Origin of the sequence: Mycobacterium sp. ITM-2016-00317, from assembly GCF_002968295.1 — a bacterium.
Taxonomy (GTDB): domain Bacteria; phylum Actinomycetota; class Actinomycetes; order Mycobacteriales; family Mycobacteriaceae; genus Mycobacterium.
In genome coordinates, this window is the sequence record NZ_CP134399.1 from 2,617,176 (window position 1) to 2,632,312 (window position 15,137).

General features: G+C 69.9%; 13 protein-coding genes and 1 pseudogene. 9 read left to right on the top strand and 5 right to left on the bottom strand.

Annotation, left to right across the window (positions count from 1 at the left end; all coding sequences use genetic code 11):
• Positions 1-10 precede the first annotated feature (10 nt).
• A complete protein-coding gene (locus C6A87_RS12525; RefSeq protein ID WP_311117504.1) occupies positions 11-169 on the top strand; it encodes a hypothetical protein in 159 nt (52 codons plus the stop codon).
• Here the strand turns inward: C6A87_RS12525 and C6A87_RS12530 are convergent.
• The 4 genes from C6A87_RS12530 to C6A87_RS12545 form a co-directional block, all read right to left on the bottom strand.
• The gene (locus C6A87_RS12530; protein WP_311117505.1) at positions 136-1,743 is read right to left on the bottom strand and encodes an MFS transporter; all 1,608 of its coding nucleotides are present in this window, start codon (positions 1,741-1,743) and stop codon (positions 136-138) included. The two genes, C6A87_RS12525 and C6A87_RS12530, sit on opposite strands and share 34 nt — an antisense overlap.
• Positions 1,743-2,447 carry an LppX_LprAFG lipoprotein gene (locus C6A87_RS12535; RefSeq protein ID WP_311117506.1) on the bottom strand — a complete coding sequence of 235 codons (705 nt, stop codon included), beginning with the start codon at positions 2,445-2,447 and terminating at the stop codon, positions 1,743-1,745. Before C6A87_RS12535 ends, C6A87_RS12530 begins: the two co-directional genes overlap by 1 nt.
• A gap of 103 nt (positions 2,448-2,550) precedes the next feature.
• Positions 2,551-4,230: an alpha-amylase family protein gene (locus tag C6A87_RS12540; RefSeq protein WP_311117507.1), complete on the bottom strand. Its 1,680-nt coding sequence runs from the start codon at positions 4,228-4,230 to the stop codon at positions 2,551-2,553.
• Positions 4,227-5,207 carry a TIGR03885 family FMN-dependent LLM class oxidoreductase gene (locus tag C6A87_RS12545; protein ID WP_311117508.1) on the bottom strand — a complete coding sequence of 327 codons (981 nt, stop codon included), beginning with the start codon at positions 5,205-5,207 and terminating at the stop codon, positions 4,227-4,229. Before C6A87_RS12545 ends, C6A87_RS12540 begins: the two co-directional genes overlap by 4 nt.
• 43 nt (positions 5,208-5,250) lie before the next feature.
• Here C6A87_RS12545 and C6A87_RS12550 point away from each other — a divergent pair, with 43 nt between their 5' ends.
• From C6A87_RS12550 to C6A87_RS12565, 4 genes are all read left to right on the top strand, one after another.
• Positions 5,251-5,862: a riboflavin synthase gene (locus C6A87_RS12550; protein WP_311117509.1), complete on the top strand. Its 612-nt coding sequence runs from the start codon at positions 5,251-5,253 to the stop codon at positions 5,860-5,862.
• Between the two features lie 111 nt (positions 5,863-5,973).
• Positions 5,974-7,245 carry a bifunctional 3,4-dihydroxy-2-butanone-4-phosphate synthase/GTP cyclohydrolase II gene (locus C6A87_RS12555; RefSeq protein WP_311117510.1) on the top strand — a complete coding sequence of 424 codons (1,272 nt, stop codon included), beginning with the start codon at positions 5,974-5,976 and terminating at the stop codon, positions 7,243-7,245.
• A complete protein-coding gene (gene ribH / locus C6A87_RS12560; protein ID WP_311117511.1) occupies positions 7,242-7,724 on the top strand; it encodes a 6,7-dimethyl-8-ribityllumazine synthase in 483 nt (160 codons plus the stop codon). Before C6A87_RS12555 ends, ribH begins: the two co-directional genes overlap by 4 nt.
• Entirely contained in the window at positions 7,721-8,203 is a 483-nt protein-coding gene (locus C6A87_RS12565) for a PH domain-containing protein (RefSeq protein ID WP_311117512.1), read from the top strand. Before ribH ends, C6A87_RS12565 begins: the two co-directional genes overlap by 4 nt.
• On the opposite strand, the gene C6A87_RS12570 is transcribed toward C6A87_RS12565, so the two are convergent.
• The gene (locus C6A87_RS12570) at positions 8,184-10,073 is read right to left on the bottom strand and encodes a gamma-glutamyltransferase family protein (protein ID WP_311117513.1); all 1,890 of its coding nucleotides are present in this window, start codon (positions 10,071-10,073) and stop codon (positions 8,184-8,186) included. The genes C6A87_RS12565 and C6A87_RS12570 overlap by 20 nt on opposite strands.
• A gap of 74 nt (positions 10,074-10,147) precedes the next feature.
• Here C6A87_RS12570 and uvrC point away from each other — a divergent pair, with 74 nt between their 5' ends.
• The 4 genes and pseudogenes from uvrC (at position 10,148) to whiA (ending at position 15,134) form a co-directional block, all read left to right on the top strand.
• The gene (uvrC, locus tag C6A87_RS12575; RefSeq protein WP_311117514.1) at positions 10,148-12,160 is read left to right on the top strand and encodes an excinuclease ABC subunit UvrC; all 2,013 of its coding nucleotides are present in this window, start codon (positions 10,148-10,150) and stop codon (positions 12,158-12,160) included.
• Positions 12,157-13,101, top strand: a complete 945-nt coding sequence (rapZ, locus tag C6A87_RS12580; protein WP_311117515.1) for an RNase adapter RapZ — start codon at positions 12,157-12,159, stop codon at positions 13,099-13,101. Before uvrC ends, rapZ begins: the two co-directional genes overlap by 4 nt.
• The gene (gene yvcK / locus C6A87_RS12585) at positions 13,098-14,159 is read left to right on the top strand and encodes a uridine diphosphate-N-acetylglucosamine-binding protein YvcK (protein ID WP_311117516.1); all 1,062 of its coding nucleotides are present in this window, start codon (positions 13,098-13,100) and stop codon (positions 14,157-14,159) included. The genes rapZ and yvcK overlap by 4 nt, the downstream gene beginning before the upstream one ends.
• A pseudogene (gene whiA, locus C6A87_RS12590) lies at positions 14,156-15,134 on the top strand (DNA-binding protein WhiA). The gene yvcK and the pseudogene whiA overlap by 4 nt, the downstream one beginning before the upstream one ends.
• Positions 15,135-15,137: the final 3 nt, after the last annotated feature.

The window sequence follows — 15,137 nt, forward strand, 5'->3', positions numbered from 1 at the left end:
GAAAACAACCATGACTGCACTGCAGGACTGGATCAGTAACAACCCTGTGGACACCCTCACCGCCGCGATCCGAGATGTCTGGCGGGACCTGACCTCCGACGCCGACGACCAGGGCGCCGACCAGGCCGAAGAGCCTCAGCTGATGGGCCGCGGACTCGAGCGCTGCTGAGCCTCGTCCGCCGGCTCCTCGGCGTGTTCGTTCCTGCCCGCGATCAGCAGACCCAGCACCGCTCCGACCACGCACACCACCGCGGTGATCGTGAAGATCTCGCCGTACTGCAACACGTAGGCCTCGGTCATCGCCTGTTCCACCCGTTTGCCCTGGGCAACGAGCATGTCGGTGGGTGAGGTGTTCGGCGGCAGTGGGATCGCGGCCAGTCGTTCTGCTTGGAACTGGCTGAAGCGGTACAGACCCCACGCCGACAGCGCCGCGATACCGATCAGCATGCCGATCATGCGGGCGACCACCACCGACGCCGACGCGATGCCGTGCTGGGCGGCCGGAACCACCCGCAGGGTCGCTGAGGTCAGCGGGCCGATGACCAGGCCCAGCCCCAGCCCGGCGACCGCGAGGTCGCTGTCGAAGGTGGGCAGCTGCACGAACCCCAGGTCGTGGTGCGCGGTCAACACGTCGATGGTCCAGTGCGAGATCAGCCAGTAGCCGGCGGCGGCGATCATCAGGCCGGCGAACGCGACAATGCGGTCGCCGATCCTGGTGGCCAGCCAGCCGCCCAGCAGCGCGCCGACCGGCAGTGCGCCGAGGAACCAGAGCAGCATGAAGACCGCTTCGCTCTGCTCCTTACGGAGCACCCCCTGCGCGAACAGCTCGATGTTGACCAGCGTCACCATCAGCGCTGCGCCAGCACACAGCGAGGCACCCAGGCCCGCCAGGAACGGCCGGAACCGCACCCCGGCGGGTTCGATGAGCCGGGTGGTGGCGAACTTCTCCCACACGAAGAACGCGACGGCGGCGACGGCTGCGGCGGCCAGCACCGGCAGGCCGTAGCTCGGCAGCATCTGCTTGCCGTCGGGTGTCTGGTTGTAGAGCCCGACGACGGCGAGGCCCAGTGCCAGTGCGAGCAGGAGCCCGCCCACCACGTCGACCTTCTCCGTCGGTGCGTCCTTGGCCCGGCCGGGCAGGCTGAAGTGGATCATCAGCATCGCGAGCGCCGCCAACGGCACGTTGACCCAGAACACCGCCTGCCAGTGGGTGAACAGCGCGACCAGCGCGACGCCGTAGAGCGGGCCGAGCACGCTGCCGAGTTCCTGGGCGGCGCCGACCCCGCCGAGGACCGCGGCACGGTTGCGGCTGACCCACAGGTCCGCCGCCAGGGCCAGGGTGACGGGCAGCAGGGCGCCGCTGGCCACGCCCAGGACAGCACGGCCGATGACCATCATCACGAGGTCGGTGGACAGTGCGGTGATGACCGAGCCGACGGCGAAGGTGGCCAGGCTGGCCTGGATCAGGATCTTGCGCCCGAACTTGTCCGACGCACGGCCCAGCAGCGGCATCGCCGCGATGTAGCCCAGCAGGTAACTCGTGATGATCGGCGTGACCCGTTGGATCTCGTTGATCGCGATGCCGACGTCGAACATGATGTCTCGGATGATCGAGATGACGACGTAGGTGTCGAGCGCGCCGAGCATCACCGCCAGGCTGCCCGCGCTGATCGCCATCCACCGATTGGTGGTGCCGGGGCCCGCCGACGGGCCCGCGGTCTCCGCGATGGGGGTGCGGTGCATCACACCGCGGGTTTGTCGACGGTGACCGGCTCGCCCCACTTGGACAGCGTCATCGTCACGCTGTTACCCGGGGTGGGCTCCAGGCGGGCCTGCATCAGCTCGTGCGCGCCCTCCTCGGCGATCCACGCGGTGCCCGGCACCGGGCCGGTGGCGGCGATCTGCGGGGCGATCTTGTTGACCGCGTCGGCGCTGACCTGACCGGTGACCCGGACGGTCTGCACGCCCTCGATCGTTTCGCGGCCGTCGGCGGTCGGGTCGGAGAAGTTGGCCAGCACGTTGGCCAGGCCGACGTCCGGGTTCAGGATCGCGGCCACGTCGTAGATGTCGGAGGCGGGACCGAAGTTCGACAGTGCGCCGCCTGCGGTGATCGCGGCGTAGAGATCTCCGTCGGAGACCACGAACTCCACGTCGTTGAGCCGCTGGCCCAGGAAGATGATGTTCGCGGTGCCCTTGGCGGCTACCGCGGGGGCCTGCGTCAGGTCGCCCTCCAGCGACTCGACCGGCAGGTCGGGGATCTGGCCCTGCACGGTCAGCTTCAGGTGCGCGCTGGTCTGCCCCTTGGTGGTCGCGCTGGACTCCGCCAGCAGGGCGGCGGCGTCGGGCAGTTCCTTGCCGGTGTCCTCGGAGGACGAACCGGAACAACCGGCGACCAGTGCGACGGTGGTGAAAAGGGCGGCGAAGATCGCCAACAGGCGGGTCTGCATGCCTGCATCGTAGAGGGTGCGGCGATGTGGATGCGCGGCCCGGGGCCCGCGCGGTCCCCCCGAACTTGCCTCTGAACTGCGAATTCGGTGACTATCGGGGCGCTCAGATGATCGGCGGATCGCCGGGCCGAAGTACGCGCAGCCACCGGTACCCGTACGGATCGAGCGGCATTTCGACGCGACCGTGGGAATCCAGGAAATACTCGCTGCGATCGTCGAGCAGGTCCACCAGCTTCGAATCGGCGGGCACATCACCGAGCTCCAGCGGCACCAGGCAGCCCTCGGCGCCGAAGTTGTGCAGGGCCACCATCGCCCAGCCGGACGGTTCGCGGCAGACGTGTGCCAGCACCGCCGGGTGGGGTTGGTCGAGCACTTCGGGGGTGGACCAACCGATCTCGGGTTGCTGACGGTAGGTGTAGATCAGATCGCGGACGAACCACCAGAAGGACTTGTGGTCGCGGCGCTGGTCGGCGGCGTTCACCCGCTCCGGGCCGTACAGCCCGTCGGGCAGCGGCCGCGTCAGGCGGCGTCTGGCGGCCGTGGAGAATCCGCCGTTGTCCCCGCTGGTCCACTGCATCGGTGTGCGCACCGCCAAACGTCCAGGGACGTCCAGGTTCTCGGCCATCCCGATCTCCTCGCCGTAGAACAGCACCGGGGTCCCGGGCAGCGAGAACGCCAGCGAGTACACCATCCGCATCCGCCGCTCGTCGCCGCCCAGCATGGCGGGCACCCGCCGCCGCAGCCCTCGGTCGTACAGCTGCATCTCGGGTTCCGGACCGAACGCGTCGAAGACCTCGCGGCGTTCGTCGTCGCCGAGTTTGTCGAGGGTGAGTTCGTCGTGGTTGCGGACGAAGTTGGCCCACTGACTGGTGATGTCGAGCACGGGCCGGTCGCGCAGCGCCTGGGTGATCGGGCCTGCGTCGCCACGGGCCAGCGACAGGTAGAGGTGCTGCATCCCGATGAAGTCGAACTGCATGTTCAGGCCGTCGCCGTCGGGTCCGCCGAAGAACGTCTTCTGATCCTCGTAGGCGACGTTGACCTCGCCGAGCAGGACCGCGTCGCCGAGCCGGCGGGTGATGAAGTTGCGGACGTCGCCGAGATACTCGAAGGGGTCGAACACGCCGGGGTCTCGGGGCGCGCCGTCACGGGCGAACAGGAACGGCACCGCGTCGATGCGGAATCCCGAGACGCCCAGTTGCAGCCAGAAGCCGAGGGTGCGTGAGATCTCCTCCTGCACATCAGGGTTGGCGATGTTCAGATCCGGCTGGTGCTTGTAGAAGTGGTGCAGGTACCACTGGCCGGTCTTGGGGTCGTGCTCCCACAGACTGTCCTCCTGATCGGGGAACACGACGTCTTTCGCGGTGTCGGGCGGCTCGGTGTCGCTCCAGACGTAGTAGTCGCGGTACGCGTCGTCGGTGCTGCGCCGCGCCGACCTGAACCACGGATGGGCATCCGAGGTGTGGTTCATCACGAAGTCGACGATCACCTTGATGCCGTTGGCCTTCGCGGTGCGCACGAGCTCGACGAAATCACCCAGGGTGCCCAGCCGCGGGTCGACGGAGAAGAAGTCGGTGATGTCGTACCCGTCGTCCTTGCGCGCGGTCGGATAGAACGGCATCAGCCACAGGCAGGTGATGCCGAGGTCCGCCAGGTACTCGATGCGTTCGGTCATGCCGCGGATGTCCCCGCAGCCGTCGCCGTTCCAGTCGTAGAACGTCTCGATGTCGGCGCAGTAGAAGACGGCGTTCTTCCACCACAGATCGCCGGTCTCGATCTTCCTCACGCCGGCACCGCCGGCGCGGTGGGGGACAGCTGGGGCAGCACGTGCTCGCCGAACGCGTCGATGAACGGCCGCTGGTGCTGGCCGACGAAGTGCAGATACAGCTCGTCCCAGCCCTGTTCGAGGTATTCGTGCAGCCACGCCGCGTGCCTGCCGAGGTCACTGGAGACCCGCACCGATTCGGTGACCTGGTCCGCGGTGACGGAGGCGCCGATCACGTCGAACGCCTCGACGGTCTCGATGTCCCAGCACACCGGCGGGGCGAAGACGTTGTTGCGCCACTGGTCGTGCGCGATGGCCAGGGCCTCGTCGTCGGTCGGGGCCCAGCTGAGATGGATCTGCAGGCGCGCGGGCCCGCGCCCACCGGCGTCGCGGTACGCCGCGAGCACCTGCTGCAGCTTCTCTGGCGGCTGGTTGACGGTGATGAGCGCGTCGGCCCACTGGGCGTGGCGGGCCGCGGTGGCAGGTGTCACGGCGGGGCCGACCAGGTCGGGCACCCGCTCGGGCAGGGTCCACAGTCTGGCGCGGTTGACCTGGATCAACCCGTCGAAGCTCACCTCCTCGCCGTTCAGCAGCCGCCGGATCACCTCCACGCACTCGACCAGCCGGCGGTCGCGGATTTCTTTGCGTGGCCAGGTCTCGCCGGTGATGCGCTCGTTGGACGCCTCACCGGAACCCAGTGCGGCCCAGAACCGGCCGGGGAACATCTCGGCCAGCGTCGCGATCGCCTGGGCGACGATCGCCGGGTGGTAGCGCTGGCCGGGCGCGTTCACGACGCCGAAGGGCAGCCCGGTGCTGGCCAGCGCAGCGCCCAGGAAGGACCAGGCGAACCCGGACTCGTTCTGGCGTTCGCTCCAGGGGCTGAAGTGATCCGAGCACATGCCTGCGGTGAACCCGGCCTGCTCGGCGTGCACGACGTCTTGCAGCAGCTGTCCGGGCGGGATCTGTTCGTGGGAGCAGTGGAATCCGATGACCGTCATCGGCCCGGAATACCCCTTTTGCCCAAGGTCTAGGCTGGTCGGCGTGTTCACCGGAATCGTCGAAGAGTTGGGTGAGGTCGTCGGCAAGGAGGATCTCGGGGACTCCGCCCGCCTGGTCATCCGTGGTCCCGTCGTGACGTCGGATGCCGGGCACGGCGACTCGATCGCGGTCAACGGGGTGTGCCTGACCGTCGTCGACGTGCTCGCCGACGGCGCGTTCACCGCGGATGTGATGAACGAGACACTGAACCGCTCCAGCCTGGACGGCGCCGCCGTCGGCGCGAAGGTGAACCTCGAACGCGCGGCGGCGTTGAGCAGCAGACTGGGCGGCCACATCGTCCAGGGCCACGTCGACGGCACCGGCCACATCATCTCCCGGACGCCGTCCGAGCACTGGACCGTGGTGCGCATCGCGCTGCCGGCGGCACTGTCGCGCTACGTGGTCCAGAAGGGCTCCATCACTGTTGACGGGGTGTCGCTGACGGTGTCGGGACTGGGACACGACTGGTTCGAGGTGTCGCTGATCCCGACCACCCTCGGGCTCACCACGCTGGGCCACGCCGAGGTCGGTGCGCACGTGAACCTCGAAGTCGACGTCATCGCCAAGTACGTCGAGCGGCTGCTGGAGTCCAGGGGCGTCGCCACCGATCTGTGAGCGACGGTTCTGCCCACGGGACCGGCGGGCAATAAGCCGGGCCGTCCCGTGGTTCATACTGAGAGGTATTGACACGTGGTTCCGTGCTGGGAACCGGCAAGGGTGGTGAAGATGACGAGGCTGGATTCGGTCGAGCGCGCGTTGGCCGACATCGCAGCGGGCAAGGCCGTGGTCGTCATCGACGACGAGGACCGGGAGAACGAAGGCGACCTGATCTTCGCCGCCGAGAAGGCCACCCCCGAACTCGTGGCGTTCATGGTCCGCTACACGTCCGGCTACCTGTGTGTGCCGCTCGACGGCGATATCTGCGACCGGCTCGGGCTGCTGCCGATGTACGCGGTCAACCAGGACAAGCACGGCACCGCCTACACCGTTACCGTCGACGCGAAAAAGGGTGTCGGCACCGGTATCTCGGCGATGGACCGGGCGACCACGATGCGTCTGCTGGCCGATCCGGAAGCCGTCGCCGACGACTTCACCAAACCCGGCCACGTGGTGCCGTTGCGCGCCAAGGACGGCGGCGTGCTGCGCCGCCCCGGCCACACCGAGGCCGCCGTCGACCTGGCCCGGCTGGCCGGCCTGCAGCCTGCGGGCGCGATCTGCGAGATCGTCAGCCAGAAGGACGAAGGCGCGATGGCGCAGACCGACGAGCTGCGGATCTTCGCCGACGAGCACGGCCTCGCGCTGATCTCCATCGCGGACCTGATCGAGTGGCGCCGCAAGCACGAGAAGCACATCGCGCGGATCGCCGAGGCGCGCATCCCGACCCGCCACGGTGAGTTCCGCGCGGTCGGCTACAGCAGCATCTACGAGGATGTCGAGCACGTGGCCCTGGTCAAGGGCGACATCTCGGGTCCGCACGGCGACGGGCACGACGTGTTGGTGCGCGTGCACTCGGAGTGCCTGACCGGCGACGTGTTCGGGTCCCGGCGCTGCGACTGCGGACCTCAGCTGGACGCCGCGCTGGCGATGGTGGCCCGGGAGGGCCGCGGCGTGGTGCTGTACATGCGCGGGCACGAGGGCCGCGGCATCGGGCTGATGCACAAACTGCAGGCCTATCAGCTGCAGGACGCCGGCGACGACACCGTCGACGCCAACCTCAAGCTCGGGTTGCCCGCCGACGCCCGCGACTACGGCATCGGGGCGCAGATCCTCGTCGATCTCGGTGTGCGGTCGATGCGGCTGCTGACCAACAACCCGGCCAAGCGGGTCGGGCTGGACGGTTACGGGCTGCACATCATCGAGCGGGTGCCGCTCCCGGTGCGCGCCAACGCCGAGAACATCCGCTACCTGATGACCAAGCGGGACCGCATGGGCCACGACCTCGTCGGCCTGGAGGATTTCGACGAAGCCGTCCCCGGCGAGTTCGGTGGGGCGGTATGAGTCCGGCCCACGGTGTCCCCGATCTGCCCACCCTCGACGCCGGTGACCTGAAGCTGGGCATCGTCGCGAGCACCTGGCACGAGACGATCTGCGACGCGCTGCTCGACGGCGCCCGCAAGGTCGCCGCCGACGCAGGCATCGACAACCCGACCGTGGTCCGGGTGCTCGGTGCGATCGAGATCCCGGTGGTCGCGCAGGCGCTGGCCCGCGACCACGACGCGGTCGTCGCGCTCGGCGTGGTGATCCGCGGTCAGACACCGCATTTCGACTACGTGTGCGACGCGGTGACCCAGGGCCTGACCCGGGTGTCGCTGGACGCGTCCACGCCCGTGGCCAACGGCGTACTGACCACCGACAACGAAGACCAGGCACTGGACCGGGCCGGGCTGCCGCACTCCACCGAGGACAAGGGCGCGCAGGCTGCGGCCGCCGCGGTGTCGACGGCGCTGACGCTGCGCCGGCTGAGATCGGATTCATGAACACGCGGGCCGGGGACCACTGGGATCTGGTCGTCAAGCCGCATCTGACGCCGTACTTCGCCTACGGGGCGGCGGTGGTGATCGTCGCCGCGCACGTCGTGGTCGGCGCACTGCTCAAGGTGGGCTCCACCGGTGTGGTCTTCCGCACCTGGGACCAGGTGGCGATCGCGATGGTGGGCGTGGTGATCGCCGTGTTCGTGTCGCTGTTCGCGCGGCCCCGAATGCGTATCGGCCCCTCTGGTGTCGCGGTGCGAAACCTGTTCGGCTACCGGCTGTTCCCGTGGGACGAGGTGGTCGACGTGTCGTTCCACGAGGGAGCGCGCTGGGCCAGGCTGGACCTGCCCGACGACGAGTACGTCCCGGTGATGGCCATCCAGGCGGTCGACAAGGGCCGCGCGGTCGACGCGATGGAACAGGTGCGCACGCTGCTGCGGCGCTACCAGAGCCGCCAACCGGGCATCAATTCACGTCACCCATGACCAGGCCCTCGCGGCGCGGGTCGGCTCCGCCCACCCAGCCGGCGTCGGACCGGACGATCGCCGAGAGCCCGCTGGACTGATCGGCGAGGTCCACCTTGTGGCCCAGCTCGCGCAGCCCTTTCACCAACGGGTCGTCGGCGCCGTCATCGGCGGTGTCGATCACCGGATGTTCGCCGCCCACGTTGGTCTCGGGGGAGTTGTCCGCGCCGAAGTCGACCATCGACACCGCCTGCTGCGGGTCCAGGCCCCAGTCGAGCATCCCTACCACCGTTTTGACCACGAACTGGATGATCGTCGAACCGCCCGGTGAACCGGTGACCCCGAACAATCGGCGGCCGTCGGGACCCTCGTCGAAGATCAGCGTGGGCGCCATCGTGCTGCGCGGCCGCTTGCCCGGCTCGACCCGGTTCGCCACCGGCGCCCCGTCGGGACCCGCGGGCTCGGCCGAGAAGTCGGTCAGCTGGTTGTTGAGCAGGAACCCGTCGACCATGTGGAACGACCCGAACGCGGACTCGACCGTGGTGGTCAGCGATGCGGCGTTGCCCTGCCGGTCGACCACGCTGATGTGGCTGGTGCCGTGCTCGGGCACCGGGGCGACCGGCGCGGTCGGCGGCCCGAACTCGCCCGGTTGCGCAGTGCCCATGCTGCGCTCCGGGGAGATCAGCGCGGCCCGGCCGGCCAGGTACTCGCTGGCCAGCAACGTCTGGGGAGTTCCCCCGGGTAGCGCCACAAACGCGGTGTCGGCGACGTAGCGGTCCCGGTCGGCGTAGGCCAGCCGTTCGGCCTCGGAGATCAGGTGCACGCCGGTCACCGACGGGCGTCCGCCGTTGAGGTCCACGTCGGTGGGGCCGTACCGGTCCATCGGGAAGCGCTCCAGCATGCCGAGGGTGGCCGCCACGGCGATCCCGCCCGACGACGGGGGCGGCATGCCGCAGATCTCCCGGCCCCGGTAGGTCGTGCACAGCGGGTCCCGCCGTACCGCGGTGTAGCCGCTCAGATCGTCGAGGGTCACTAGGCCGGGGGTGCGCCCGCCGGACGGGTCGGCGGCGGCGGCGACGATGTCGCGGGCGATCTGGCCGGTGTAGAACGCGTTCGGGTCGGTCGCAACGGCGCCCAACGTCTTCGCGTAGGCCGGATTGATCAGCGTGGTGCCGACCCCTTTCGGGCTGCCGTCGGGCTCCAGGAAGTACGCGGCGGCCTCCTCGTCGAGGCGCAGCCGCGGGGCCGCGTCGGCGATCGCGGTGGCCAGCCGGCCGCTGATCTCGAAGCCGTCGTCGGCCAGCGTGACGGCGGGCGCGAACAGGTCCAGCCACGGCCTGCCGCCGTGCTCGGCGTGCACGTCGGCCAGCATCCGCACGATCCCGGGCACGCCGATCGAGCGGCCGGAGGCGCGGGCGTCGGGCTGGGGCTCGGTGCGGTCGGTGTCCGACACCCAGCGCAGGTAGTTCTCGGTCGCCGCCGCCGGGGCGACCTCGCGTCCGTCGTAGGCCTGCACCGTGCCTGTACCGGCGTCGTAGTAGAGCAGGAACCCGCCGCCGCCGATGCCCGAGGACTGCGGCTCCACCAGGCCGAGCACCGTCTGGGCGGTGACGAGCGCGTCGGCCGCGCTGCCTCCGTCCCGCAGCACCTCGCACGCCGCGCGGGTGGCCAGTGGGTTCGCCGTGACGACGGCGTAGCGCTGGGTGTGCACCGCGGTCATGTCGCGCCGGTAGCCGCTCGCGGTCTCCGGGTCCGACGCGTCACCGGCACCGGCACCGCCCTCCGGTGTGCCGTTGGTCACGATGTCGCAGGGGGCCGGCGGCGCGGCCGGGGTCTGCGACCCCGCCGAACAACCGGCGACGACGAGCAAGGGCCCCAGAAGAGAGGCCATTAGCAGGCGGGCGGGCCGCGTCGGTGCCACGGGAGTGCCTCTACCCGGTCGGAGCCCGGCAGTAACCTGGGACCGTGCCCGATCCAGCGACGTACCGACCCGCTCCGGGGTCGATACCCGTCGAACCGGGGGTGTACAGGTTCCGCGACCCGCACGGCCGGGTGATCTACGTCGGCAAGGCCAAGAGCCTGCGCAGCCGGCTGAACTCGTACTTCGCGGATCTGTCGGGCCTGGCCCCGCGGACCCGCCAGATGGTGATGACCGCGGCCAGCGTCGAGTGGACGGTGGTCAACACCGAGGTCGAGGCGCTGCAGCTGGAATACAACTGGATCAAGGAGTTCGATCCGCGGTTCAACATCCGCTACCGCGACGACAAGTCCTATCCGGTGCTCGCCGTGACCCTCAACGAGGAGTACCCGCGGCTCAAGGTCTACCGCGGGCCGCGCCGCAAAGGGGTGCGCTATTTCGGCCCGTACTCGCACGCCTGGGCGATCCGCGAGACGCTCGACCTGTTGACCCGGGTGTTCCCGGCCCGCACCTGCTCCAACGGAGTTTTTAAGCGGCACAGCCAGATTGACCGGCCATGCCTGCTCGGCTACATCGACAAGTGTGCCGCGCCGTGCGTGGGCCGGGTCAGCGCCGAGGAGCACCGGCGCATCGTGATGGACTTCTGCGACTTCCTGGCAGGCAAGACCGACCGGCTGATCCGGGAGATGGAACAGCAGATGAACGCCGCGGCCGAGGCATTGGACTTCGAGCGGGCGGCCCGGTTGCGCGACAACATCGGTGCCATGCGCCGGGCGATGGAGAAGCAGACGGTGGTGCTCGGCGACGGCACCGACGCCGACGTCGTCGCGTTCGCCGACGATGAACTCGAGGCGGCCGTGCAGGTGTTCCACGTGCGCGGCGGACGGGTGCGCGGCCAGCGCGGCTGGATCATCGAAAAGTCCGGCGAGCCGGGCGAATCCACGCTGGAATACCTCGTCGAGCAATTCCTCACCCAGTTCTACGGCGACCAGGCCGAACTCGGCGGCGCCAGCGACGCCGGCGGGGACGAGGCGACCACGCCGGTGCCCAAGCAGGTGCTGGTGCCGGTGCTGCCCGACAGCGCCGACGAACTGGAGACCTGGCTGTCGCAGCTGCGCGGCTCCCGCGTCGCGCTGCGGGTCCCTCAGCGCGGCGACAAACGGGCGCTGGCCGAGACGGTCAAGCGCAACGCCGAAGGTGCGCTGAACCAGCACAAACTCAAGCGCGCCGGCGACTTCACCGCCAGAAGCGCTGCGCTGCAGAGCATTCAGGACGCACTGGGGCTGGCAGAGGCTCCGCTGCGCATCGAGTGCGTCGACATCAGCCATGTGCAGGGCACCGACGTGGTGGCCTCGCTGGTGGTGTTCGAGGACGGGTTGCCGCGCAAGTCCGACTACCGGCACTTCGCGATCCGGGAAGCCGCCGGGGACGGCCGGTCCGACGACGTAGCCTCGATCGCCGAGGTGACGCGGCGGCGGTTTCACCGCCACCTCAAGGAGACCCCGCAGCCCGGCGACATGGTGGCCGAGGGAAGATCGCGCCGCTTTGCCTACCCGCCCAACCTGTTCGTGGTGGACGGCGGCGCGCCGCAGGTCAACGCCGCGGCCGCGGTGCTCGAGGAACTCGGCATCACCGACGTCGCGGTGATCGGGCTGGCCAAGCGGCTCGAAGAGGTGTGGGTGCCCTCGGAGCCGGACCCGGTGATCATGCCCCGCAACAGCGACGGCCTGTACCTGCTGCAGCGGGTCCGCGACGAGGCGCACCGGTTCGCGATCTCCTACCATCGCAGCAAACGCTCGAAGCGGATGACGGCGTCGGCGCTGGATTCGGTGCGCGGGCTCGGCGAGCATCGCCGCAAGGCCCTCGTCACCCATTTCGGGTCGCTGGCCAGAATCAAGCAGGCCGGGATCGACGAGATCACCGCGGTTCCGGGCATCGGCGCGGCGACCGCGCGGGCCGTGCTCGAAGCGCTCGGCGCCGACGTCCCACCGGCTGCCGCCGCCGATTCCGGCGCGCCGACCACGGATATCGGCAATGATCAGAGCAGGGTATCGGGATGACAGAGCAGGGCATGCACGAGGAACTGCGTGGAGGCACCGGACGCGCCGGTGACGAAGAGGGCTTCGAGCCGGCCGCCGAGAACGGGATCGACGTCGTCCTCGTCACCGGTCTGTCCGGCGCCGGGCGGGGCACCGCGGCCAAGGTGCTGGAAGATCTCGGCTGGTACGTGGCCGACAATCTGCCGCCGGAGTTGATCGCGCGGATGGTCGACTTCGGGCTGGCCGCGGGCTCGCGGATCACCCAGCTCGCGATCGTGATGGACGTGCGTTCCCGCGGCTTCACCGGGGACCTGGACTGGGTGCGCAGCGAACTGGGCACGCGCGGCATCGTGCCGCGGGTGCTGTTCCTGGAGGCCTCCGACGACATCCTGGTCCGCCGCTACGAGCAGAACCGGCGCAGCCACCCGTTGCAGGGCAACCAGACCCTGGCCGAGGGGATCGCCGCCGAACGGACGATGCTCGCGCCGGTGCGGGCATCCGCCGATCTGGTGATCGACACCTCGTCGTTGTCGGTGCACGCGTTGCGCGACAGCGTCGAACGGGCCTTCGCCGGCGAGGCGGTCGCGCACACCGCGGTGACCGTCGAGTCGTTCGGCTACAAGTACGGGCTGCCGATGGACGCCGACACCGTGATGGACGTCAGGTTCCTGCCCAATCCGCACTGGGTGGACCGGCTGCGGCCGCACACCGGCCAGCACCACGAGGTGCGCGACTACGTGCTGGGCCAGCCCGGCGCCGTCGAGTTCCTGGACTCCTACCATCAGCTGCTCGACGTGGTGATCGACGGCTACCGCCGAGAGGGTAAGCGCTACATGACCGTCGCCATCGGATGCACGGGCGGGAAGCACCGCAGCGTGGCGATGGCCGAGGCGCTGGCCGAACGTCTGCAGGACGCCGACCTGACGGTGCGGGTGCTGCACCGCGATCTGGGGCGCGAATGAGCTTCTCCGCCCGCGAGGGACAGACGAGCCCGCGCATCGTCGCGCTCGGCGGTGGGCACGGCCTCTACGCCACGCTGTCGGCCGCGCGCAGGCTCACCCCGCACGTGACCGCGGTGGTCACCGTCGCCGACGACGGCGGATCCTCCGGCCGGCTGCGCAGCGAGCTGGACGTCGTGCCGCCAGGAGATCTGCGGATGGCGTTGGCCGCGTTGGCTTCTGACAGTCCGCACGGCCGGCTGTGGGCGACCATCATCCAGCACCGGTTCGGCGGCAGCGGCGCGCTGGCCGGGCATCCGATCGGCAACCTGATGCTGGCCGGCCTCAACGAGGTGCTCGCCGATCCGGTCGCCGCACTCGACGAGCTGGGCCGCATCCTGGGCGTGAAGGGCCGGGTGCTGCCGATGTGCCCCGTCGGGCTGGGCATCGAGGCCGACGTCGTCGGGCTGGACTCCGACCCGCGCGTCAGCCGCGCGATCCGCGGCCAGGTCGCGATCGCCACCACCGTCGGGAAGGTCCGCCGCGTCCGCCTGCTGCCCGGGGACCCGCCCGCCACCCATCAGGCCGTCGACGCGATCCTGAACGCCGACCTGGTGGTCCTCGGACCGGGGTCGTGGTTCACCAGCGTGATCCCGCACGTGCTGGTGCCGCAGCTGGCCGAGGCGCTGCAGGCCACCACCGCGCGGCGGGCGCTGGTGCTGAACCTGGTGGCCGAACCGGGGGAGACCGCGGGCTTCTCGGTGGAACGTCACATCCACGTGCTGGCCCAGCACGCGCCGGGTTTCACCGTGCACGACATCATCGTCGATTCGGCCCGGGTGCCCAGCGATCGCGAGCGGGACCAACTGCGCCGGACCGCCACCATCCTCGGCGCGAACGTTGAGTTTGCTGACGTTTCCCGACCTGGTACACCTTTACATGACCCGGCGAAGCTGGCCGCGGCGTTGGAGGGGGTTCGCAAGCGCGGCGTGGCTGCCCATGGCACCAACCAGGGGTTTCAGCAGCCGACCATGCCCACACCGACAGCGAACGGACCGAGAGGTGACGACCCGTGGCGATGACAGCCGAGGTCAAGGATGAACTGAGCCGCTTGGTGGTGAATTCCGTGAGCGCGCGCCGTGCGGAGGTGGCCTCGCTGCTGCGTTTCGCCGGCGGGCTGCACATCGTGTCGGGGCGGGTCGTCGTCGAGGCCGAGGTCGACCTCGGCATCATCGCGCGCCGGTTGCGCAAGGACATCTACGACCTCTACGGCTACAACGCCGTGGTGCACGTGCTCTCGGCCAGCGGGATCCGCAAGAGCACCCGCTACGTGGTGCGGGTGGCCAAGGACGGGGAAGCGCTCGCGCGGCAGACCGGTCTGCTCGACCTGCGCGGCCGGCCGGTGCGCGGACTGCCCGCCCAGGTGGTCGGCGGCAGCGTCGCCGACGCCGAAGCGGCTTGGCGCGGAGCGTTTCTGGCGCACGGCTCGCTCACCGAGCCGGGCCGGTCGTCGGCGCTGGAGGTCAGCTGCCCCGGGCCCGAGGCGGCGCTCGCGCTCGTCGGCGCGGCCCGGCGTCTCGGGGTCAGCGCCAAGGCCCGCGAGGTGCGCGGCGCCGACCGGGTGGTGGTCCGTGACGGCGAGGCCATCGGGGCGCTGCTGACCCGGATGGGCGCCCAGGACACCCGGCTGACCTGGGAGGAGCGGCGCATGCGCCGCGAGGTCCGGGCCACCGCGAACCGGTTGGCCAACTTCGACGACGCCAACCTGCGGCGCTCCGCGCGCGCCGCGGTCGCCGCCGCGGCCCGGGTGGAACGCGCGCTGGAGATCCTCGGCGACACGGTGCCTGACCACCTGGCCGCCGCAGGCCAGCTCAGGGTCGCCCACCGGCAGGCCTCGCTGGAGGAACTGGGCCAGGCTCGCGGATCCGCCGATGACCAAAGATGCTGTGGCAGGCCGTATTCGGCGTCTGCTGTCGATGGCGGACCGGAAGGCCAAACAGGACGGCATCCCCGACACCGAGTCGGCTGTCACACCGGACCTGCTCGAAGACGCCTGAGCG

Bases quoted from the DNA above. Each gene is read 5' to 3' on its own strand.
- C6A87_RS12525 (WP_311117504.1), top strand. From the start codon at position 11: ATGACTGCACTGCAGGACTGGATCAGTAACAACCCTGTGGACACCCTC.
- C6A87_RS12530 (WP_311117505.1), bottom strand. From the start codon at position 1,743: ATGCACCGCACCCCCATCGCGGAGACCGCGGGCCCGTCGGCGGGCCCC.
- C6A87_RS12535 (WP_311117506.1), bottom strand. From the start codon at position 2,447: ATGCAGACCCGCCTGTTGGCGATCTTCGCCGCCCTTTTCACCACCGTC.
- C6A87_RS12545 (WP_311117508.1), bottom strand. From the start codon at position 5,207: ATGACGGTCATCGGATTCCACTGCTCCCACGAACAGATCCCGCCCGGA.
- C6A87_RS12555 (WP_311117510.1), top strand. From the start codon at position 5,974: ATGACGAGGCTGGATTCGGTCGAGCGCGCGTTGGCCGACATCGCAGCG.
- ribH (WP_311117511.1), top strand. From the start codon at position 7,242: ATGAGTCCGGCCCACGGTGTCCCCGATCTGCCCACCCTCGACGCCGGT.
- C6A87_RS12565 (WP_311117512.1), top strand. From the start codon at position 7,721: ATGAACACGCGGGCCGGGGACCACTGGGATCTGGTCGTCAAGCCGCAT.
- C6A87_RS12570 (WP_311117513.1), bottom strand. From the start codon at position 10,073: ATGGCCTCTCTTCTGGGGCCCTTGCTCGTCGTCGCCGGTTGTTCGGCG.
- rapZ (WP_311117515.1), top strand. From the start codon at position 12,157: ATGACAGAGCAGGGCATGCACGAGGAACTGCGTGGAGGCACCGGACGC.
- yvcK (WP_311117516.1), top strand. From the start codon at position 13,098: ATGAGCTTCTCCGCCCGCGAGGGACAGACGAGCCCGCGCATCGTCGCG.